The 19,457-nt window shown below is 68.7% G+C and carries 21 protein-coding genes and 1 pseudogene; 14 read left to right on the forward strand and 8 right to left on the reverse strand.

Annotated elements, in window-relative coordinates; translation table 11 throughout:
- Positions 1 to 2 precede the first annotated feature (2 nt).
- Entirely contained in the window at positions 3 to 716 is a 714-nt protein-coding gene (locus KIK06_RS09525; protein ID WP_442789756.1) for an ATP-binding cassette domain-containing protein, read from the reverse strand.
- Complete coding sequence (locus tag KIK06_RS09530; protein WP_268642855.1) at positions 713 to 3,001, reverse strand: polyprenyl synthetase family protein; 2,289 nt, start codon at positions 2,999 to 3,001, stop codon at positions 713 to 715. The genes KIK06_RS09525 and KIK06_RS09530 overlap by 4 nt, the downstream gene beginning before the upstream one ends.
- Before the next feature lie 1,259 nt (positions 3,002 to 4,260).
- Here KIK06_RS09530 and KIK06_RS09535 point away from each other — a divergent pair.
- The gene (locus KIK06_RS09535) at positions 4,261 to 5,670 is read left to right on the forward strand and encodes an RNA polymerase sigma factor (RefSeq protein ID WP_017601376.1); all 1,410 of its coding nucleotides are present in this window, start codon (positions 4,261 to 4,263) and stop codon (positions 5,668 to 5,670) included.
- 158 nt (positions 5,671 to 5,828) lie between these two features.
- Entirely contained in the window at positions 5,829 to 6,191 is a 363-nt protein-coding gene (locus KIK06_RS09540) for a hypothetical protein (RefSeq protein WP_017601377.1), read from the forward strand.
- Between the two features lie 76 nt (positions 6,192 to 6,267).
- Here the strand turns inward: KIK06_RS09540 and KIK06_RS09545 are convergent, their stop codons facing one another.
- The gene (locus KIK06_RS09545; protein WP_268642856.1) at positions 6,268 to 6,630 is read right to left on the reverse strand and encodes a GntR family transcriptional regulator; all 363 of its coding nucleotides are present in this window, start codon (positions 6,628 to 6,630) and stop codon (positions 6,268 to 6,270) included.
- Positions 6,631 to 6,918: 288 nt separating this feature from the next.
- Entirely contained in the window at positions 6,919 to 7,305 is a 387-nt protein-coding gene (locus KIK06_RS09550; protein WP_017601379.1) for a hypothetical protein, read from the reverse strand.
- Positions 7,306 to 7,447: 142 nt separating this feature from the next.
- Here KIK06_RS09550 and KIK06_RS09555 point away from each other — a divergent pair, with 142 nt between their 5' ends.
- Together KIK06_RS09555 and KIK06_RS09560 are read left to right on the forward strand one after the other, a co-directional pair.
- Positions 7,448 to 8,083 (forward strand): TetR/AcrR family transcriptional regulator, encoded by a 636-nt coding sequence (locus tag KIK06_RS09555; protein WP_017601380.1) that lies wholly within the window; start codon positions 7,448 to 7,450, stop codon positions 8,081 to 8,083.
- A 124-nt stretch (positions 8,084 to 8,207) separates the two neighbouring features.
- Positions 8,208 to 8,993: a sporulation protein gene (locus KIK06_RS09560; protein ID WP_017601381.1), complete on the forward strand. Its 786-nt coding sequence runs from the start codon at positions 8,208 to 8,210 to the stop codon at positions 8,991 to 8,993.
- 59 nt (positions 8,994 to 9,052) lie between these two features.
- Here KIK06_RS09560 and KIK06_RS09565 read toward each other — a convergent pair whose 3' ends face one another.
- Together KIK06_RS09565 and KIK06_RS09570 are read right to left on the reverse strand one after the other, a co-directional pair.
- Entirely contained in the window at positions 9,053 to 10,831 is a 1,779-nt protein-coding gene (locus KIK06_RS09565; RefSeq protein WP_268642858.1) for an ABC transporter ATP-binding protein, read from the reverse strand.
- A gap of 26 nt (positions 10,832 to 10,857) precedes the next feature.
- Positions 10,858 to 11,871 carry an ABC transporter permease gene (locus KIK06_RS09570; protein WP_017599931.1) on the reverse strand — a complete coding sequence of 338 codons (1,014 nt, stop codon included), beginning with the start codon at positions 11,869 to 11,871 and terminating at the stop codon, positions 10,858 to 10,860.
- Positions 11,872 to 12,109: 238 nt separating this feature from the next.
- Between KIK06_RS09570 and KIK06_RS09575 the strand changes: the two genes are divergently transcribed.
- The 7 genes from KIK06_RS09575 (at position 12,110) to KIK06_RS09605 (ending at position 15,942) form a co-directional block, all read left to right on the forward strand.
- Positions 12,110 to 12,334, forward strand: a complete 225-nt coding sequence (locus tag KIK06_RS09575; RefSeq protein WP_268642860.1) for a DUF2180 family protein — start codon at positions 12,110 to 12,112, stop codon at positions 12,332 to 12,334.
- A 142-nt stretch (positions 12,335 to 12,476) separates the two neighbouring features.
- Positions 12,477 to 12,668 carry a hypothetical protein gene (locus KIK06_RS09580; RefSeq protein WP_268642861.1) on the forward strand — a complete coding sequence of 64 codons (192 nt, stop codon included), beginning with the start codon at positions 12,477 to 12,479 and terminating at the stop codon, positions 12,666 to 12,668.
- Complete coding sequence (locus KIK06_RS09585; protein WP_268642862.1) at positions 12,668 to 13,219, forward strand: DUF6879 family protein; 552 nt, start codon at positions 12,668 to 12,670, stop codon at positions 13,217 to 13,219. Before KIK06_RS09580 ends, KIK06_RS09585 begins: the two co-directional genes overlap by 1 nt.
- 12 nt (positions 13,220 to 13,231) lie before the next feature.
- Entirely contained in the window at positions 13,232 to 14,062 is an 831-nt protein-coding gene (locus KIK06_RS09590; protein ID WP_268642863.1) for a helix-turn-helix domain-containing protein, read from the forward strand.
- Between the two features lie 159 nt (positions 14,063 to 14,221).
- Complete coding sequence (locus KIK06_RS09595; protein WP_268642864.1) at positions 14,222 to 14,623, forward strand: hypothetical protein; 402 nt, start codon at positions 14,222 to 14,224, stop codon at positions 14,621 to 14,623.
- A gap of 89 nt (positions 14,624 to 14,712) precedes the next feature.
- Positions 14,713 to 15,339 carry a hypothetical protein gene (locus KIK06_RS09600; protein ID WP_268642865.1) on the forward strand — a complete coding sequence of 209 codons (627 nt, stop codon included), beginning with the start codon at positions 14,713 to 14,715 and terminating at the stop codon, positions 15,337 to 15,339.
- An 18-nt stretch (positions 15,340 to 15,357) separates the two neighbouring features.
- The gene (locus KIK06_RS09605) at positions 15,358 to 15,942 is read left to right on the forward strand and encodes a GNAT family N-acetyltransferase (protein WP_268642866.1); all 585 of its coding nucleotides are present in this window, start codon (positions 15,358 to 15,360) and stop codon (positions 15,940 to 15,942) included.
- Positions 15,943 to 16,021: 79 nt separating this feature from the next.
- On the opposite strand, the gene KIK06_RS09610 is transcribed toward KIK06_RS09605, so the two are convergent.
- Positions 16,022 to 16,351 carry a hypothetical protein gene (locus KIK06_RS09610; RefSeq protein WP_017599923.1) on the reverse strand — a complete coding sequence of 110 codons (330 nt, stop codon included), beginning with the start codon at positions 16,349 to 16,351 and terminating at the stop codon, positions 16,022 to 16,024.
- A 193-nt stretch (positions 16,352 to 16,544) separates the two neighbouring features.
- On the opposite strand from KIK06_RS09610, the gene KIK06_RS09615 reads away from it, so the two are divergent.
- The 3 genes and pseudogenes from KIK06_RS09615 to KIK06_RS09620 all read left to right on the forward strand — a co-directional run bounded on the left by KIK06_RS09615 (position 16,545) and on the right by KIK06_RS09620 (position 17,646).
- On the forward strand, positions 16,545 to 17,390 hold the full coding sequence (locus KIK06_RS09615; protein WP_268642867.1) for a helix-turn-helix domain-containing protein: 846 nt from the start codon (positions 16,545 to 16,547) through the stop codon (positions 17,388 to 17,390).
- Between the two features lie 4 nt (positions 17,391 to 17,394).
- Positions 17,395 to 17,469: pseudogene (locus KIK06_RS29260) on the forward strand (DUF397 domain-containing protein); the annotation flags it as partial.
- Positions 17,470 to 17,646 (forward strand): DUF397 domain-containing protein, encoded by a 177-nt coding sequence (locus tag KIK06_RS09620; RefSeq protein WP_327084681.1) that lies wholly within the window; start codon positions 17,470 to 17,472, stop codon positions 17,644 to 17,646.
- A gap of 64 nt (positions 17,647 to 17,710) precedes the next feature.
- On the opposite strand, the gene KIK06_RS09625 is transcribed toward KIK06_RS09620, so the two are convergent.
- On the reverse strand, positions 17,711 to 19,447 hold the full coding sequence (locus tag KIK06_RS09625; RefSeq protein WP_268642870.1) for an ABC transporter substrate-binding protein: 1,737 nt from the start codon (positions 19,445 to 19,447) through the stop codon (positions 17,711 to 17,713).
- Positions 19,448 to 19,457: the final 10 nt, after the last annotated feature.

Here is a 19,457-nt window from a genome sequence, read left to right on the forward strand (position 1 = left end):
GGTCACCCTCCCGCCACTGCGGCGGCGCCGGGAACGCTCGCGAGCCCGCCGCGGTCGTCCTCGACCAGGACACCGCCCTTCAGGCGCCACAGGACGTCGAAGCGGCCGGTGTCGAACGCGATGTGCGAGACGACCAGGACGGACCGGCCCCGGGCGCTCAGCTCGGCGGCCAGCGCCCAGAAGCGCTCGTAGGTGTCCCAGTCGAAGCCCTGGTAGGGCTCGTCCAACAGGAGCAGCGGAGGGTCGTGCATGAGGGCGAGGGTGAGGTTGAGTTTCTGTCGGGTGCCGCCGCTGAGCGTGGACACCCGGTGGTGGAGGTACTCGGTGAAGTTGAGGACCTCCATCAGTTCGCGGGCCCGGTCCAACGTGGGCAGGTCGTGGGCGACCTGGAAGAAGCGCAGGTGCTGGGCGACGGTGAAGGCCGGGTTGAGCACCGTGTGCTGGGGGCAGTAGCCCAGCCCTCCGGGGTGGTCGACGGCACCGTGGTCGGGTGAGAGGTGGCCGGAGAGGATGCGCAGCAGCGTGGTCTTGCCGGAACCGTTCTCCCCGACCACGCCCGCCAGGCAGCCGGGCGGGAGTTGCATGCGCACTCCTCGGAGCACGTGGTGGCGGCCGTAGGACTTGTGGACGTCCGTGACCGCGAGAGTGGGTGTGGAGCCGGGCACGTCGGGAACCTCCTGGGGGTCGGGGCTGGTCGTGCGGGAACGGGTGGTCACTCGGCCTCGCGCTGGGCGCAGTAGTGCCCGAGCGCGCGTATCCGGACCGAGTGCCAACTGGGTGCGACGAGGTCCTGGAGAGGTTTCCACGCGGTGTCGACCAGCCCGCGCGCCTCGTCGACGCAGGCCTCGACGGCGCCGTGGGCCTCCAGCTCCGCCACGGTGGAGGCGACGGTCGCGCGGTCGGCGTCACCGCCCCTGACGGCGTGCCAGATCTCGCGCACCCGCGGGTCCGGGAGGCGGCCCACGGCGTGCGCCAGGGGCATGGTGACCTTGCCCGCGTGCAGGTCCTCAGCGGTGTGCTTGGTGCGCACGCGTCCGCCCGAGGCCCCATGTGCGGTGACGCCACGCAGGTCCATGACGTCGTCACTGATCTGGTAGGCCAGCCCGACGTCCTCGAAGTAGTCGCCCACGGCCGTGATCAGCTCCTGGTCCGCACCCGCGATGAGGGCGCCCATCTCGGCCACACCGCGGACCGGAGCGGCGGTCTTGAGCCGGTGCGCGGTCCGCAGGCGGCGCAGGAGCCGGGACGCGTCCCCGGTGGCCACCGCCGCGTCCATCGCGGCGGTGTGGCCGGCGATGTCGAGCGCCTGCCCCGCGTGCCCGGCGCGCAGCACCCGCAGATAGATCTGGTAGGCGCGCAGCCGCAGCCGGTCGTCGTCGGGCAGGATCTCGCGCAGCACCCGGTCGAAGACGAAGTAGGCCGCGGTTCCCGCGTTGACCGCGGTGGGGACGCCGAAGACGGTGTGGGCGGAGGGCCGCCCCCGGCGGAGCGGTGACTCGTCCTGGACGTCGTCGACGACCAGACAGCCGGTGTGCATCAGCTCGGTGGCGGCCAGGAGGGGCCGGTACCGCTCGCTGTCTCCCCCGCACAGCTCGATGGCCGCGACGGCGACGTAGGAGCGCCAGCACTTGCCCAGGCCGTCGGTGGCGTGGCGCAGCGGCTCCACGAGGTGGTGGTGCAGGTCCTCGGCCACGAGGGCGTCCAGCCGCTCGGGGCGGTCCTCGGATCCGGCGACGCCGGGCAGCGATCCGTCGGGACGCGAGGGGTAGAGCCGCTCGATCTCGCGCAGGGTCACGTCGCGGACCCGGGTGACGTACCGCTCGAAGTCCCCGATCCGGTTGGAGGGCAGCACCTCGCACACCCCGTGTCCGCGGACGGGCCGACCGGCCATGGTCCCCTCCACCGAGACGTGCGCCTCCAGCATGCCCGGGAAGAGGAACAGCGAGCGGACCTCCTGGTGGGGGAACCAGGTCCGCACCTCCAGGCGCAACTCCAGTTCGGGGACCTCCACCTCCCAGGCGGTGTCGTAGGTGTTCAGGGTCGGCAGCGACGTCCACGACCGGGTCGCGGAGAGTCGAGCCGACGCCTCGGTCCGGCGGCCGTCGGGGGCGACCGCCACGGCGGTCGGCTCGTCCTCGTGGCTTCGCCCACTGGACAGCTCGGTTCGGCCGAGACGGTAGACGGCCACCTCCCAGCCGTTCTCCAGCCGCAGCCCCGCCCACGTCCACGTCGGATCGTCGGTGGGCGGCGGGGCGTCGAAACGGTACCTGGGGGATCCTGTCGCACGCTCGTACCAGGCGTCTCCTGTGACCGACTCCGTGCGTCCGCCATCGCGGACCGAGCCCGCCACGGCGAGCCGGGGGACGAAGTAGGTGCGCATGGCGCCGCGTCCGGGCCAGGTGGCCGAGTGCCGGAAGAGCTGATCGGTGACCGGTTTGAGGGGCGTGAGACGCAGTGAGAAGCCCGACTCGGCCCCGTCGGCGTCGACCAGGTAGTCGTCGCCGTCCCTGCGCAGACGCGCGATCCCGTAGTCGAGGTCGAGCCGACTCGGTTCGATGCGCACACGACCGGGCAGGCGGCGGTCGGGCAGGAAGCCGCGCCCCTGCTCCAAGGCTTCGGTGAGGGCGCGCCGCACACGCGGGTCGATGCTCCGGTCGTTGCCCGCCAGGGACTTGACGAGTTCCGCGCAGCTCTCGTTCATCCACGACTCACCGGTGTGGGTGGTCTCGGCGGGGTCGCTGCGGAACCAGACGACGGTGTGCGCGTCGAGGGTCGTGCCGTCGGGGGTCAGGGTCCGGTGCCGGACGAAGTAGAACACCAACCCGAACTCGCCGTCGTCGCCCTCCAGGTGCGCGTTGAACCACCACCACTCCATGCCGTCGGACCGACGTGGAAGTTCGAGGGAGGCCAGGTCGGGTGCCTCGCCCCGGACCGGCCGGTCACCGTGCCGTTCGGACCCCGGTCGGTTCGTCGGCGCCGTTTCCGTCCGCGTCTGGGTCATACGTTCGCTCTCCCTCGTGCGCGGCCCGGGCCGCGCGGATTCCGGATCAGGGCACAACGCGGCGGCGTCGACGCGGTGTACGGAGATTCCACTCGTTCCTTGCGACACCGACGCATGACCGGTTCGCAATGGATTGGGCGCGATCTGTCGAATTCTAGGGAAATCGACCGACCCGCATCCGGGATTCAGCGTAGCGACGGTTGGCATCGCGTTCAATTCGACGGCCACTCCGACAGTCCGCAATATCCCAAACGAGAACGATTTCACAGTATCTTTCGCGACCCCACACGACCACCCCATTCGCCCCACTCCCGCCGTTCGCCGACGTCCGCGACCGCAGCGACCACCATCGCCCCTGGCGGCCGGGGATCCGGGGGACACGAACCCGCCCGACCACCACCGATTCACAAAATTCCACAAAAAGGACGTTCCTTCCAGCCGCCGCCACCGGAACCCCGAACCACGCCAACCAGAACCACACGGAACCCCTTCCAGGGGCGGGCAGGATTCGGACTGAAAAAGCCGTTCGTTTTGACACCCGACCGACGCTCGTGGGCGACATCGAGGATCGACATACGGAAGCACCACCGAACACGATGGTGTTTTCATCCGCCTTGGCGATTAATTGAGAAAAACCCGGAAAACACACTTTCGCCGGAACGGCACCGACAACCACGCCCCCGCCCCGGGTCGCGACCATGGTCGTTCACCCACCCGGAGCCGACCTCCGGGCAGCCCCTACGCCGAACCGGCGTTACCGGTGCACTCCGAACACATGGGACCCTGACCTCAGCGGGTACGACGGTCGACGCCGCCGACACCCGCGCCAGGTGACCTGGGTACACGGACGCCCCACCGCCGACGGACCCGCCCGCACCCCTCGTGCGCGGTGTCCGCAAAGGGCGGGGAACTTCCGGAAGTCCCCCGACGTCTACCTGTGTATCCGGTCCCACGGCCCCTCTTTCCCAAGGAGGTCCGCAGTTGGCGAGAGCCATCGGTCCACTCGTTCCCGACCCTGCGCCCTCCCCTGTGCCCGCCGGCCCATGGGGGCCCTGTCGTATCACGCCGGAAGCGAGCTCCCTTACCCGCTCCCGGCCGGCCATGGCCACTGATCACACAGTGATCCATGCCACTCCGTCCGATATCCAATCGAGACAGGGAACATTTGACTCGCCGACACGTTGGACATATTGGCGCGTCCAGTCGGCGGGAACCCTCCGCCACGTGCCACCCGTCACGGAAGGGAGGGAGGTGCCCAGATGACGAGCACTGCCTCTGCCGCTTCGGTCTCCTTCGCCGAAGTCCCCGCAGAGACCGCTCCGAACCAGGAGGCCGCCGCCCGGGCGGCCCTGTCCGACCTGCTCACCCGCGGGCGCTCTCAGGGACACCTGTCCCTCTCCGAACTGCGTACCGCTTTCTCCGCGGCCGGGATCACCGCTCCCGACGGCCGCTCCATCCTGCGTGAACTCACCGAGAACGGAGTCCGTCTCGCCAACGGGGGCGACGACTCCGCGCCGGTGGCCGATCCTGACGCCGAGGACGACGTGCTGGAAGACACTCTCATCGCGACGGTGCCCGACACCGACGAGGCACCCAAGGCCGCATCCGGCAAGGTCGCGTCCCGCAAGGGCCCCTCCACCCGGAGGAAGTCCCGTTCCACGCGACGCGCCAAGAAGACCGAGACCACCCAGGCCACCACCGATCCGGAGACCGGTGAGGCCGACCTCGACGACCAGTCACCCGCCATGGGCGACTCGGTCCACACCTACCTCAAGGCCATCGGCCGACGCCAACTGCTCACGGCTGAGCAGGAGGTCGACCTGGCCAAGCGGGTGGAGGCCGGTCTCTACGCCGAGTACCGCCTCGGCCTGCACGGCGAGGTGGACGGCTCGGTGGACATGGCCGAGGCCGAGCTGGAGGAACTGGAATGGGTGGCCGAGGACGGCCGCCAGGCCAAGTCCCACATGCTGGAGGCCAACCTGCGCCTGGTGGTCTCGGTCGCCAAGAAGTACAGCGACCGGGGGATGTCACTGCTGGACGTGGTCCAGGAGGGCAACCTCGGCCTGATCCGCGCCGTGGAGAAGTTCGACTACACCAAGGGCTTCAAGTTCTCCACCTACGCCATGTGGTGGATCCGCCAGGCGATCCAGCGCGGCTTCGCCGACTCAGCCCGCACGATCCGCCTGCCCGTGCACGTCCTGGAGCTGCTGAGCAAGGTCAGCCGCCTGGAGCGTGACATGCACCAGGCGCTGGGCCGCGAGCCCACCCCGGAGGAGCTGGCACTGGAGCTGGACAAGACCCCGGCCCAGATCGAGGAGCTGCTGCGGGTCACCCGCCAGCCGATCAGCCTGGACTCGACCATCGGCGAGGACGGGGAGACCCGTATCGGCGACCTGATCGAGGACGTGGACGCCTCGGAGGCCTCCGAGGTGGTCGACCGCCAGCTCATGGCCGACCAGCTGCGCAACGCGCTGTCGGACCTGGAGCCGCGTGAGGCGACGATCATGTCCCTGCGCTTCGGTCTCATGGACGGCCGTCCCCGCACGCTGGACGAGATCGGCAAGCACCTGGGCCTGACCCGCGAGCGCATCCGCCAGCTGGAGAAGCAGTCGCTGTCCAAGCTGCGCCACCCCAGCCGCGCGCAGCAGCTGCTGGACTTCGCCAGCTGACGACGGTTCGCGTTCCGCGACCGGCGGCCTCGGGGCCGCTCCCTCGCCAGGGGGCGGCCCCGACGCGTGTCCGGACCGCCGTCCCAGGTCAGGGAGAACCCGGATATCTCCCTGACTTCACTGGTCGACAGCGGTGGCCGGGCTCCGGAAGTGGGACGATGGACGCCATGACGGACACTCCCCCGCGACGCCACGACGAGATCTCCGCAGCCCTGCGCGCCAGCCGCGAACTCGGCCCCGAGTACGACGAAGCACTGGCCGCCTCCCTGGTGGAGCGGATCGACGACACCATCGACGAACGGGTGCGCCACCACGTCGCCGAGCGGCTGGACGAAGCGCACCACCCCCGGCGCGGAATGTCGGGCAACACCGCGCGCTTCGTGCTGGCCCTGGTGACCCTCGGGCTGAGCATCCCGCTGACCGCCATGACCGCCACCCTGGTCGCGGGCGAGGCCGTGGCGTTCCTGTGGGCGGGGCTGATCATCTTCTACATCGTCGTCGTCAGGGGCATGAGCCGCTGAGCGCCCCCGAACACCGGAGCCGGGTGAACGACCCCGCGCGGCGGTCCGGCGACCACCACGCGGGCCCGCCCGGACCTCAGCCCTCCAGGGCGGCGCGCACGATCTCGAGCGCTTCCCCGTGGTCGAGCCCCACACGCGAGATCACCTCAGCGTAGGCTCGGGCGGCCGCCAGGGCCTCCGCGCGCTGGTCGTCACCCGAGGCGGCCACGAAGGTCCCCGACCGGCCCCGTGTCTCGACCACCCCGGCCTGTTCGAGCTCCCGGTAGGCACGCGCCACCGTGTTCACCGCCACGGACAGCTGCCCGGCCAACGCCCGAACCGTGGGCAACCGGTACCCCACGGGCAGTTCGCCGTTGGCAGCCGCGATCGCGACGATCGTCCGGATCTGCTCATAGGGCGGTACCTTCGACGTCGGATCAATGCGGATGAACTCCGCCATCTCCTTCTGCGCTCCCCACCAGGCTCCTGTCCCCGCGTACGCGAGGAGACCGTGTTCGATCAGCCGCAATCCAACGTACCGTTCCCATGGCGATGGGCCGGTGTCGGCCAAACCATACGAAACCGGACCGGAGGTTCGGTGGTGCTCTCCCGGCCGGTCCTGGAGATCGCGGGACAGCACGAACTGATCACGTAGGCGTACCCGGCTCTGGCCACCCCTAAAGTGCCCACCCCGTATCTCGTGTGAGCCCGTGGTGGCCCCAGCAGGGCCCGGTCGGCGGGGCGGCGGTCAGGCGACCGGGCGGGGGATCCGCTGAACCCCGTGCAGACGGTGGTCCTCCCGGGCGGTGAGCAGGCGCTCGGCGACGCGCGTCGCCTCCCGGACCTCGGGTCGGGCCAGGCGCTTGCGGCGGTGAATGCGATCACGGTAGCCCCGGACACCGACCAGGACCCGCTCACGCGCGTAGGCGGCGCGCATGGCCTCGGTGAGCACCCCGTCCAGGACCAGCCCGAGGTGGCGCAGCTCCGTCGCCGAGGCGTGCCTGTCGTGTGCCTCCGCCAGGGCCGCCTCGGCCCCGGCGACCGCCGCCAGGAGTTCGGGCAGCCGCTCGGCCTCCTCCCGGTCACGCGCGAGGCTCTCGCGCGCCTGCGTCCTGGTCTGCTCGGTCAGTGCCATGTGTCACTCCGTACACGCGTCCAGTCGGTCAAGCTCACTCTAGAGTGACGTGGATCATCTCGCGACCGGTTCCGCGCGTCGAAGGTGGCCACCCGCACGCCGTACCGCCACGCTGTCGGTGCACATCCCCGAAAGGACCACAGTGAGCAGGAACTACGCCGGACTCAGCCGGGAGCGCATCATCGTCGAGGCGCTGCACATCATCAGTGGACGCGGCCTGGGCGGCCTGTCCATGCGCCGCCTCGGCGACGCCCTGGAGGTCGAGGCGATGGCCGTCTACCACCACTTCCCCCTCGGCAAGGAGCAGCTCTTCAACGCCATCGCCGCCTACGTGACCTCCCCCTCCCCCACCGGCACGGCGCTCGGCGCGGAAGCGGCCGAGGAGGAGGGGCGGGACACGGAGGAGGGCGGCCCGGACAGCGTGGAGGTCGTGGATCCGGGCCCCTGGGACGCCCGACTGACCGACTGGGCCCGCGTCTACCGCGCCCGGCTGCTGGAGTACTCGGGCGCCCTGTCCCTGTTGGTCCACCGCGCCCCGCGCACCGAGGCCGACACCGCCACGCGCGCCCTGGTACACGGCGCCTTCACCGAGGCGGGCCTGTCGGGGGACGACGTGGAACGCGCGGCCGACGCCCTGTACTCGTACTGCGTCGGCGCGGTCATCCACGAGGTGCGCCACCGCGACGACGAGGACGCTCCCGACGGGGCGGAACGCGAGGTCAGGTTCCGGTTCGGCCTGCGGTCACTGTTGCGGGGGCTCACCGCCGCGGACGCGTGAGAGGCGACGAAGGGCGTGGAACCATGTGGCCCGCCGGATCGTCTCTCTACCCAGGGGTGCACCGTCGTCGATCCTCGTTCCTCGTCCCGCCGCCCCAGGGCCGAGGACTACAGAAAGCTCTCCCATGGTCTTCAAGAAGATTCTCGCCGGTATCGGAGTCGGCGGGGCCTCGGTGGAAACGACACTGGACACACCCGTCGTCCAGCCCGGAGGCGTCATCCGAGGCACCGTGCACATCCAGGCGGGCGACGTCGAGCAGCAGATCGACGAACTCACCGTCGGCCTGGAGTCCCGGGTGGAGGTCGAGTCCGGGGACCACGAGTACACCCGCAACGTGGAGTTCCAGCGCGTGCGGGTGGGCGGCCAGGCGGTGATCGCCCCCGGGCAGAACTTCCGGGTGCCGTTCGAGCTCCCCGTCCCCCACGAGGCCCCGATCACCAGCGTCCGCGGCCAGCGCCTGCACCCGATGAACGTGGGCGTGAACACGCGTCTGCACCTGGCCGGGGCCGTGGACCCGGGGGATCTGGACCCGGTGGCGATCGAGCCGCTGCCGTCCCAGGCCGCCTTCCTGGACGCCCTGATCCGGCTGGGCTTCTCCTTCCGCCACGCCGACCTGGAGCAGGGCCGGATCCGGGGCACGCGCCAGACGCTGCCCTTCTACCAGGAGATCGAGTACTTCGCCGCCCGCCGGTACGAGGGGCTCAACGCCCTCGAGCTGTCGTTCGTCGCCGACCAGCACGGCATGGACGTCGTCCTGGAGCTGGACAAGAAGCGCGGGCTGCTCTTCTCCGAGGGCAGCGACACCTACCACCACGTGGCCGTCACCCACCAGGAGGGAATCGACCGCGACTGGGCGGACTACCTGCACCAGTGGATCGACGCGCTGGCCGGACGCAGGCGGATGTTCTGACCCCGGCGGACCCGGGGCCGGTCGCCGTCCCCGGGTCCGGCCCCGGCGCGCTCGCCGGGTCAGCCGCCGTTCCCGCGCAGGCGGAGGCGTTCGGCGCGGTGGCGTCTGGCCTCGTCGGCGTCCAACACCGGCGCCGCCGCCAACAACTGACGCGTGTACTCGCTCCGCGGATCCTCGTACACGCTGTCGCTGTCGCCCATCTCCACGATCTCACCCTTGCGCATCACCGCGACCCGGTCCGAGACCTGCCGCACCACCGCCAGATCATGCGCCACGAAGATGTAGGTCAAGGCGAAATCGTCCTGCAACTCCGACAACAACTTGAGCACCTGATCCTGCGTGGACACGTCCAACGCCGAGACCGGCTCATCACAGATGATCAACTTCGGCTTGAGGATCAACGCCCGCGCGATCGCGATCCGCTGCCGCTGACCCCCCGAGAACGCGTGCGGGAACCGGTTGTAGTGATCGGGCTCCAACCCCACCCGCTCCAACAAGGCCTGCACCTGACGCCGGATCTTCCTACCGTCACGCTCCCCCTGCACCCGCAACGCCGTACCGATCGCGTCCCCCACCGTCACCCGCGGGTTCAACGACGAATACGGGTTCTGGAACACCATCTGCACATCCCGACGCAACGGACGCAACGCCCGCTCCGACATGTGCGTGATGTCGCGGCCCTCGAACTCCACCCGGCCCCGGGTCGGCTCCAAAAGCCGCATCACCATCCGCGACAGGGTCGACTTACCCGACCCCGACTCACCCACGACCCCCAGCGTCTCACCCTTGTACAGGTCGAAGGAGACCCCCTTGACCGCCCAGAAGTCCGAGGACCGGCCCCACAGCCCACCACGGACCTTGAAGCACTGCGCCACATCCTCCACCCGGGCGAGGAGTGGGGGCTGCGCCTCGGCCGGCTCGCGCTCCCTCTCCGCGGCCTGAGCCGCGGATTCGGCGGTCCGGTCGCCCTTGTCCCTGGCGGCGCGGTCGGCGCGGTCGGCCGCCCGCCGCTGGGCCCGGGAGACCTCCACCCGCGGCACCGCCGCCAACAACCCCCGCGTGTAGGGATGCTCAGGATCGGCCAGCACCGTACGCACGTCCCCGCGCTCGACCGCCACACCATGACGCATCACCACGACCTGGTCCACCGACCCGGCCACCACCGCCAGATCATGCGAGACCAGGATCAACCCCATGTCCAGATCGGTGCGCAACTCGTCCAACAGATCCAACACCTGGGCCTGGACCGTCACATCCAACGCGGTGGTCGGCTCATCGGCCAACAACACCTTGGGATCGCACATCAACCCCATCGCGATCACCACACGCTGACGCATCCCCCCGGAGAACTCATGGGGGTAGGAGTTGATCCGCCTGGCCGGATCCGGGATCCCCACCCGCTCCAACGACTCGATCGCCCGCCGGCGCGCCTGCGCCTTGCCCGCCTTGGGATGGTGGATCCGGTACGCCTCGATCAGCTGGTTGCCGATCGTGTACTGCGGGTGCAACGACTGCATCGGGTCCTGGAACACCATCGCGATGTCGTTGCCGCGCATCCGCCGCAGCCGCTGGTCCGAAGCGGCCACCACGTCCTGGCCCGCCACCTCGATCGACCCGGTGATCCTCGCCCGGCTGCCCCGGTGCAACCCCATCAACGCCAGCGACGTCACGCTCTTACCCGAGCCCGACTCCCCCACGATGCCCAGGGCGCCCCCACGGGGCACCTCAAAGGACAACCCTTTCACCGCGTGGACGTCACCGTCCATCGTCGGGAACGTCACCCGCAGGTCGTCCACCCGGACGACGGGCTCGGTGGGTTCGGGCGGAGTCTCGCTCATCGGATGGCCTCTTCGTCGCTCGGGGTCTAGTCGTGGATGCGGACACGGGGGTCGATGAGCGGGTACACCAGGTCCACGACCAGGTTGGCGACCACGATGAAGAACGCCCCGACCAGGGTCACCCCCAGGATCACCGGCAGGTCGCTCTGGGTGATCGCCTGGACCGCGTACCGGCCGATGCCGTTGAGGGAGAACACCTGCTCGGTCAGGACCGCGCCGCCGAGCACCAGGCCCAGGTCGAGGCCGAAGATCGTGACGATCGGGGTCAGCGTGGGCCGCAGCGCGTGCTTGAGCACCACCCTGCGTTCACTGAGCCCCTTGGCCCGGGCGGTGCGGATGTAGTCCTCGCCGAGGCTCTCCAGCATGCCCGCACGGGTCTGGCGCGCGTACATGGCGGCGTGCAGGAACGCCAGGGTCAGCCACGGGAGGAACAGGCCCACCGCCCACGCCGCCGGGTCCTGGACCAGGGGCACGTAGCGCGGTGTGGGGAACCAGTCCCACGCGTGCACGGGGAAGGCCAACGCCAGCAGGCCGGTGAAGAAGATCGGCAGGGACACCCCGGCGAGCGCCACGCCCATGGCGATCCGGTCGAAGACGCTGCCCTTCCACACGGCCGAGACCACCCCGACGGCGATCCCGCCGACCAACCAGATGACGCCCGCGCCGATCGCCAGGGAGACGGTCACCGGAAGGCGGTGGACGATCTCGGTGAAGACCGGCTGGTAGGTCTGGAAGGAGTAGCCCAGGCACGGCGCCGGGCACTCGACGACGTCCCTGCCGAACTGGTACTCGGCACCGACGAAGATCCCTTTGACGAACTCCCAGAACTGGACGGCGATCGGCCGGTCCAGCCCCAGCCGTTCGATGGTCGCCTGGATCGCCTCCGGGGTGGGTGCGCGGCCGACGTACATGGTGGCCAGCTGCTCGGTGGTGCGGCCCGCCCAGCGGGGCACCACGTAGAAGATGGCGAACGTGACCATCGTGACCACGGCGAGCAACAGGAGACCGGCGCCCAGGCGGCGCAGGATGTAGGTCAGCAAGGCGCGCTCTCTCGACGGGGACTCCGGCGGCGGGGGCGACCACGGCGTGTGCGGCCGGGGCCGTGGTGAACCCTCTGGTCGAGGGCGTGTCCACGGGATCACGCTAGCGGAACGTGTTCATGTGATCACGTATGCGCACCGTGGTCGCGTCGGTCGGGACCCGAGGTGTGACCGGGTGCCAGGAGGGCATGCGAGGAACTAGGGGGTTCCCGTCACGCGGCTGACGGGGGATGAGGAGGTGACGGACGTGGAGTGCTACGACTGCGCCCGCAAGGGACAGGCCGTCTCCGCCGTCGCGGTGTGCATGAGGTGCGGAGCCGGGGTGTGCCTTGAGCACGCGCACGAGACTCCGGTGGAGGTCCGCCGGGCCGCGAGCCCGGGACAGAGCGAGATGCCCGATCCGGCCCGCCACATCACCTGCCCGGTCTGCTTCCACGCCGAGGGGCTCGACCACGAGCCCTGACCCGGCGCACCAGAGGATTCTCACGACCGAGGGAACCTCGACCGTCGATACAGGGTGTCCACATGCGGTCACCTTGCGCTCTTGACGTATTCACTTGCCTCCTGGATATTCAGAGATAGCCGAATCTCCAGGAGGAAAACTGGTGAAGGTCACCCGAGTGCGCGGTGCGTGCGACCCCGAGCCAGATTGCCCCACGCTCTACCGAACCAACCATGACACGTACCTCGTCCAGGGCTACGTCGTCACAGACCCCCAGGTCCTCGCCGAGCTCAACGTCCCTGCCGGAGAGAGCGTGGTCGAGGTCCCCGCGAAGCTGGTCGAAGGTGCCCCCTGATGCGACGTCTGTCCCGCGAAGAGTTCGTCAAGATGTTCGACGAGTTCGAGCACTCGGCGTTCCGACTGGAGACGCTCCCCCAGTACCTCGTCGACTCCGAGAAGGAGCGACTGCGCCGCTACAAGGCCGGAGAGCCGCTGCACATCGAGGATTCCACCCGTGAGTGGCTGGAGTTCATGCGCCGCGAGATCAACGGCGGCAAGCGCTGGCACAAGGTCCACGTCGTGACGAGTCCCCTGACCGAGTACCTGCGCTTCGAGTGCGAGTGGGGATACGTGGTCTCCACCCAGTACGGGCAGGAGGTGGGCATCCTGGACACCGCTGAGGTCGAAAAGCCGCCTGAGGTGCTCGACCACGACTTCTGGATCTTCGACGACAAGCAGGTGATCCTCCTCCGGTACGACGACGAGGGGCGTTATCTCCACGCTGACGAGGCTCCCGCCGCAGACCTGCCCAAGTACCAGGCGGCCCGTGACGCGGCCCTGTCCGTCGCGGTGCCGTTCGCCGAGTACTGGGCCGCGCATCCGGAGTTCCGCAGCGATCGGTCGTAAGCTGATGCGCTAATGAGCGCTCATGAGAACGACAGCAAACGCCTCGGCCAGGCGCTGAAACGAGCGCGCCTGACCGCAGGCTTCACCGGTGTGGAAGCGGCCCGCCGCGCCGGTATGAGCCAACCGAAGATCAGCCGGTTGGAGAACGCGGTCCAGACCCCTGGCCTGGACGACCTTGACACGCTCTGCTCGATCTACGGGCTGTCCCCTGGCGAGCGCGATGAGCTTCAGGCCCTCACCGAGTCACTGCATCGGACCGTCGAGTCAAGTCGATCGATCAGAAAGGGCGGCGGCTCACACCTCAAGCAGCTCCAGATCGGCAGGGTGGAGGCCGACACGTCGGTACTGCGCTACTTCCAACCCTCGACCGTCCCGGGGCTGCTGCAAACGGCGGAGTTCACACGACGGATCTACGGCTTCACCCTGGAGGGCGAGAAACTCGTCGCCGCGATGCGCGCTCTGCAACAACGCCAGAACGTCCTCTACGACCAGGACAAGTCGTTCACCTTCATCCTGACGGAACAGGCTCTTCGCTGGCGGTTGGCACCGAACCCCGTCATGGCCGCGCAGCTCCACCACATCGCTTCGCTGTCGACTCTCTCGAACGTGACGGTCGGAATCATCCCGTGGTCCGCCGAAGTCGAGGAAGCCCCGCTGCACGGATTCGAGATCTTCGACGACCGCCTCGTCACCGTCGGCCTCAAGACCGCAACGATCTCGTTCACCGAACCCACCGACATCAAGCGCTACGTGGACCTCTTCGACTCCTGGAAGCAGAGCGCCGCACTGAACGACGACGCACGGGAACACCTGTCCCGCATCGCTCGGGACTACGACTCCTAGGACAAACCAAGCCGAATCAGAACACCCTTACCTGCGATTATTCATTTATTCACGCATTCTCTTGACTAATCACTGAATCATATGGATAGTCGAAGGTGGCAACGGTCATCCGTCTCCGAGGAAGGCCCCCGGAGACGGATGAGGAAGGGAGCAACGCCCGTGGCCATGCTCGAAACCTCCTCCCCCACCGACCACGTCACCCCCGAGGCCGCCCGAACGGAGCTGGCGAGGTTCTTCACCATCGCCGAAACCGCGGAGCGAGCCCCCGAGATGTTCTCCGCCTATATCGACGCCGAGTGGCACCGCCTGCTCGGCACCCCCGAGTACGAGACGCTCTGCCGTCAGGCGGTCGGCCACGGCGTCGGCCACCGGCCGGACGCGGGCAGCGGCACGCCGTCCTGGATCGCCGCGTACCACGAGCGGTTCGGCAGGCTCCCCGCCGTCTGGTTCGCCGCCGCTGACGGCTCCGTCGACACCGCGCTCCGCCGCGACTACCTGAACGGCGTCCCGTTCGTCACCGCGTGGGACTGCACCCCGACCACCAACGACGAGGACGACTGATCCAATCGCCGCCCGTACGCGGCGTCGGACCGGGCGGGGTGGCGGTCCTTCGCCGCCCCGCCTCCGTGAGACGAACAGCGAGGGACACCTTGATCCGTCACCTCTCCACCGGGACCACGAACCCCGGCGACATCCACCCGGGCCTGGCCGAACACCAGCGCGACATGATCCGCCGCTGCCCCTACCTCGGCCCCTCCGTCGACAAGGGCCTGACGACCTGGACGGCCGTGGAGGCGCAGCCGGGCGACGAGGCCGACCTGTTCGCGACGCTGGTCGACACCGCCGAACTCCTTCGTCGGGAGCGTCGGGGCTCGGGGCCGCTGGCCTGCCGCAACGTCGCGGTCCTCGGCCCCGACGACGAGGGCTCCGCACGACGGCTGATGCAGTGGCCCGCGTGGGTGGCACGCAACCTGTACGCGCCGGTTCAGCTCATGATCGGCCGCTTCTGGATCGGCGTTCGGCTCACCGACAGCAAGGGGGAGCCGATGACGCCGCCCCCGGTGTCGTTCTTCTCCCTGCGCAACGCGATTCCGAGCAAGGAGGGGACGTTCCTCGCCGCGAAGGTTCCGGAGATCCTGGACGTGCTTGCCACAGGACCGGGGGACGACGGACGCGACGTGTTCGCGGAGCACTTCGGTCGCCCTGTTCCCGCGACCGAGGCCGCCTCGGTCTACGCCGATCTCGTCCGCGTCTTCCCGGTCACGCGCACCGCGTGAGCGGATGGAGGGGAATCCGTGTTCTCGTACTGGCTGGATGACGAGGCCGAACTCCGCCCGTTGGAGCCGTGGAACGCCGGTGAGCTGCTGAGCTGTGTGGATTCCGCGCGCGAACGACTGGCGGCGTGGACCCACCTCGCACATCGGGTCGTCGACCTGCCCAGTGCACGCCGCCTCCTCCAAGACTACGCCGACCGGCAGGCGCACGACACCGGCCGCTACCTCGGGATCTGGGAGGGTGGTGAACTGGTCGGCGGGGCGCTGTTCCGGAGTTTCGACGCGCGGCTCGGCGTGTGCGAGGTCGGGGTGTGGGTGGTTCCGCGCGCACGGGGCAGGGGGCTGGCCACGCGCGCGTTGTGGACGATGACCGACTGGGCGCTACGGACGCGCGGCCTGTACCGAGTCGAGATGCGCACGAGCCCGGCCAACGCGGAGACGCGGGCGATCGCCGAGCGGCTCGGGATGCGTCGGGAGGGGACGCTGCGGCAGGCGTTCGCGGTCGAGGGTGTGCGCCATGACAGCGAGGTGTGGGCGGTTCTGCGTGATGAGTGGATCGGCGAACGTCCCGCCCCGGGCGGGACGTTCGCGGCACGAAGGGGATAGGCTCGAATTCAGACCGGTTCGGCCCTACTTCGTTTAGGGCCGAACCGGTTCCGCTTGTTTGGGGGCGTTTCACGCGTGGCTACCCGATCGTGTCCCGGCGGGGGATGCCGTCCGACATGGGGCGACCGTCCATCGACACGAGCTTGTACGTCCGGTTCTCCAGCCTCGGCCCGTACACCGCCATGAAGTCCGCGCGGGTCTCGTAGCTGTTCACGTTGCGGAAGCCGCACCGCTGCACGACGATCCGCTCGTCCCAGACCAGCAGCCAGGCGATGATCTCGGCATCCTCGACCTCGTAGTCCATCCTGGCCAGGGCGAAGAGGCGGGGCCTGGACTCCAGGCACATCGCGGTCACCGCGTCGTCGAGGGCGTTCTCCGCCAGGACGGCCGAGATCGACTTGTGTTCCATCGTTCCTCCGCAGAGCGATCGAGGGGGCACGTGGCCAACCTGCACACCAATGCCCGATATGGGCATTTTGTGATTCACGCCACATGCTTTACAGTAAAGATTAGACGTTACTGAAAAGAAGTCAAGTGATCTGTGGATAACTTTCTGTGAGCAGACTGGTCTCTGGCATCCTCAGTCAAGGAAGGAGGTTCGCGTGCCCAAGAAGGCGACCGTGCGTGCCCGAGGACTCGGAGCGGAGCTCAAGGAGCTGCGAAAGCAGGCCAAACTCCCACTCACCAAGGTCGGTGAGCGGATGGGGTGGTCCGTGGCCACCGTCAGCCGGATCGAGACCGGCCACCGGGGTGTGACGTCCGAGGAGGTCGCCGCCCTACTGATGATCTACGAGGCGCCCCGCGACGTCCGTGAACGCCTCGTCAGCCTGGCCCGAGAAGCGGACAAGCCCGGCTGGTGGGAGACCGGAGACCCAGGGCTCCCCAGACTTCTCAGTTCGCTGATCACCTTCGAAACCCAGGCAACGACGATCACGAACTTCACACTCCGAAACGTGCCGGGACTTCTCCAGACGCCTGACTACATCCGGGCCATCATGACTGCTGCTGAGATTCCCCCTCAGCAAGCTGAAACCCGAATCGTGACACGCATCGGACGCCAAGCCCTGCTCTCCAGGCCAAACCCTCCCACATTCGAAGCGATCATCGACGAGGCCGCACTCCGTCGCTGTGTCGGAGGACGTTCGGTCATGGCCGATCAACTGGGCAAGCTAATCACTGAGGCCAAGCGTCCCAACATCACCATCCGAGTCGTCCCCTTCACCCAGGGAAGCTACGTGGGCCTCGACGGGTCGTTCCTGATGTTGGAGTTCCCCAAGGCACGCCGCATCGTCCACCTGGAGCACAAGACGTCGGCCATGTTCCTTGACGAACCAGCGGACACAGACGTCTACCTTCGAGATCTCGTCAAGCTGAGAGACAGCGCTCTCAGCCCGAGTGATTCAATTGAGTTCATCGCGACCATCGCCGACGAGTACAAGGACCTGTGACCTGATGAAGGCCCCCTCAACCGCCGTGTGGTTCAAAAGCAGCTACAGCGGATCACACACGGACTGCGTCGAAATTGCAGTGTCGGATCCGAGCTGGTTCAAGAGCAGCTACAGCGGCTCAGAAACGCACTGCGTCGAGGCGGCGCACCTCCCCCGCCACGTCGCGATGCGCGATTCCAAGTACCCCGACGCCCTCCACATCCTCTTCGAGGCCCGCGAGTGGCGCGCGTTCGTCGCGGGCGTCGAGACCCACTGACAGAGACCGCCGTCCCGGCCGCTGCTGGCCGGGACGGCGGTCCACTCACCCGGTCACCGCGGGGTCACTCCCTCGTCGTGCCCAGGGACATGTAGTCGTACATCGAGTAGCCCGCGTGGTAGTACACGTTGGTCAGGTTCGGCGGCCGGTACAGCACCGTCCGCTCGAACACCACCGGCAGGATCGCGGCCTGCTCCATCGCCCGCTCGTCGATCCGGCGGTAGATCTCGGCGCGCTCCTGCGGGTCCTCGATCGTGACGACCTCGTCGAACCACTCGTTGATCTGTGGGTCGTCGAGCTCGGAGATGTTGGCGTTGCCCGCCTCCCGGATGGCGTCCCCGTCCAGGATCTTGCTCATGAACCCGTAGCCGCTGGCCCAGTCCGGAGCCCAGCCGTAGACGGTCAGCCCCAGGTCGTTGGCGTGCACGAAGTCCGGCGACCCCGCCTGGGTGTTGGTGTAGGTGTCCGACGGGTACTGCTTGATCTCCGCGTCGATCCCCACCCGTGACAGGGACTGCTGGAGCGCCTCGGCGGTGGCCACGTCCGAGGGCCGGTCGGCGCGGGCGCCGATGGCGGTCGAGAAGCCGTCGGGCTGACCGCACTCCTCCAGCTTCTGCCGTGCCATGTCCAGGTCGCCCTTGTCGTCCTCGGACGGGTAGAGGTCCATCTCGGGGTCGGCCCCCGGCAGGGCGGCGGGCATGATCTGGGTGGCGATGTCGCCTCCGGTGTTCCCGCCCCAGGCGCGCTGCAGGGAGTCGCGGTCGGCGGCGTAGAGCACCGCCTGGCGGCAGGCCAGGTCGTCGAGGGGCTCGACGACGGTGTTGACGTTGACGTAGCGCAGGGTGTTGGTCTGCGGGTTGTCGAGGTTGGGGCGTTCGGCGTCGTCCGTGATGAGCGTGCCCTTCATCGCGGGCCCGACCCCGCTCCCGGCCAGGTCCACGTCGAGCTCCCCGTTGACGAGGCGCTGGTCGATCTCGTTCTGGTCGACGCCGATGCGCACCTCGATCCGGTCGGGCAGGGCCCGGCGGGTCGGGTCGGTGGCGGCGTCCCACTCCTCGTTGCGGACCAGGTTGAGGGACACGCCCGGACGGTAGTCCCCGTCGAACTTGTAGGGCCCCGAGGAGACGACGTGGCTCTGGTACTGCTCGCCGCGGTCGGCGTCCGGCGGGACGGGCGCCGTCTGCGGCTGGATGAGCACGTACGGGAACTCCGAGAAGCTCTTGTTGAGACGGAAGACGAGGGTGTGGTCGTCGGGGGTCTCGATGCCGTCGAAGCCCTCCAGCGGGTCGCCGTCACCCGCGTAGGGACCCTCGTAGTCCTCGCTGTCGGCCAGCAGACCCTGGAAGTACTTGGGGCCGTTGGGCAGGGCCTGGGGACCGAAGTTGCTGCGCGCGATCGCGTACTTGATGTCGCGGGCGGTGATCTCCGTGCCGTCCTCGTACCTGAGGCCCGGTTTGATGCGCACGGTCCACTCGGTGGCGTCCTCGTTGGGCTCGGGCATCGCCTCGGCCAGGTCGGGCTGGAGCTCGGTGCCCTCCTCCCCCGGCGCCTCGGTGTAGGTGAGCAGCGTGCGCGCGTAGTAGCGGGAGAAGTTCCAGCTGAACGCGTAGTAGGTGTTGCCCGGGTCGGGTGAGTCGAAGTCGGAGGAGATGGCGTAGCGCAGGGTGCCGCCGGTGGCGTCCGAGGGGTTGACGATGCTCGTCTCACCGGCGTTGAACTCGGCGCCGGACACCTCGCTCACGCCGCCTCCGTCGCCGCCGCACGCGGCCAGCATCAGCGCCGCCGTCGTCGCGACGGCCATGGGCGCGAGC

Origin of the sequence: Nocardiopsis sp. EMB25, assembly GCF_026797795.1 — a bacterium.
Classification (GTDB): Bacteria; Actinomycetota; Actinomycetes; order Streptosporangiales; family Streptosporangiaceae; genus Nocardiopsis; species Nocardiopsis lucentensis.

Coding starts and splice junctions, on each gene's coding strand:
- KIK06_RS09530 (WP_268642855.1), bottom strand. CDS start 3,001: ATGACCCAGACGCGGACGGAAACGGCGCCGACGAACCGACCGGGGTCC.
- KIK06_RS09535 (WP_017601376.1), top strand. CDS start 4,261: ATGACGAGCACTGCCTCTGCCGCTTCGGTCTCCTTCGCCGAAGTCCCC.
- KIK06_RS09540 (WP_017601377.1), top strand. CDS start 5,829: ATGGACGCCATGACGGACACTCCCCCGCGACGCCACGACGAGATCTCC.
- KIK06_RS09545 (WP_268642856.1), bottom strand. CDS start 6,630: ATGGCGGAGTTCATCCGCATTGATCCGACGTCGAAGGTACCGCCCTAT.
- KIK06_RS09550 (WP_017601379.1), bottom strand. CDS start 7,305: ATGGCACTGACCGAGCAGACCAGGACGCAGGCGCGCGAGAGCCTCGCG.
- KIK06_RS09560 (WP_017601381.1), top strand. CDS start 8,208: ATGGTCTTCAAGAAGATTCTCGCCGGTATCGGAGTCGGCGGGGCCTCG.
- KIK06_RS09565 (WP_268642858.1), bottom strand. CDS start 10,831: ATGAGCGAGACTCCGCCCGAACCCACCGAGCCCGTCGTCCGGGTGGAC.
- KIK06_RS09585 (WP_268642862.1), top strand. CDS start 12,668: ATGCGACGTCTGTCCCGCGAAGAGTTCGTCAAGATGTTCGACGAGTTC.
- KIK06_RS09590 (WP_268642863.1), top strand. CDS start 13,232: ATGAGCGCTCATGAGAACGACAGCAAACGCCTCGGCCAGGCGCTGAAA.
- KIK06_RS09610 (WP_017599923.1), bottom strand. CDS start 16,351: ATGGAACACAAGTCGATCTCGGCCGTCCTGGCGGAGAACGCCCTCGAC.
- KIK06_RS09625 (WP_268642870.1), bottom strand. CDS start 19,447: ATGGCCGTCGCGACGACGGCGGCGCTGATGCTGGCCGCGTGCGGCGGC.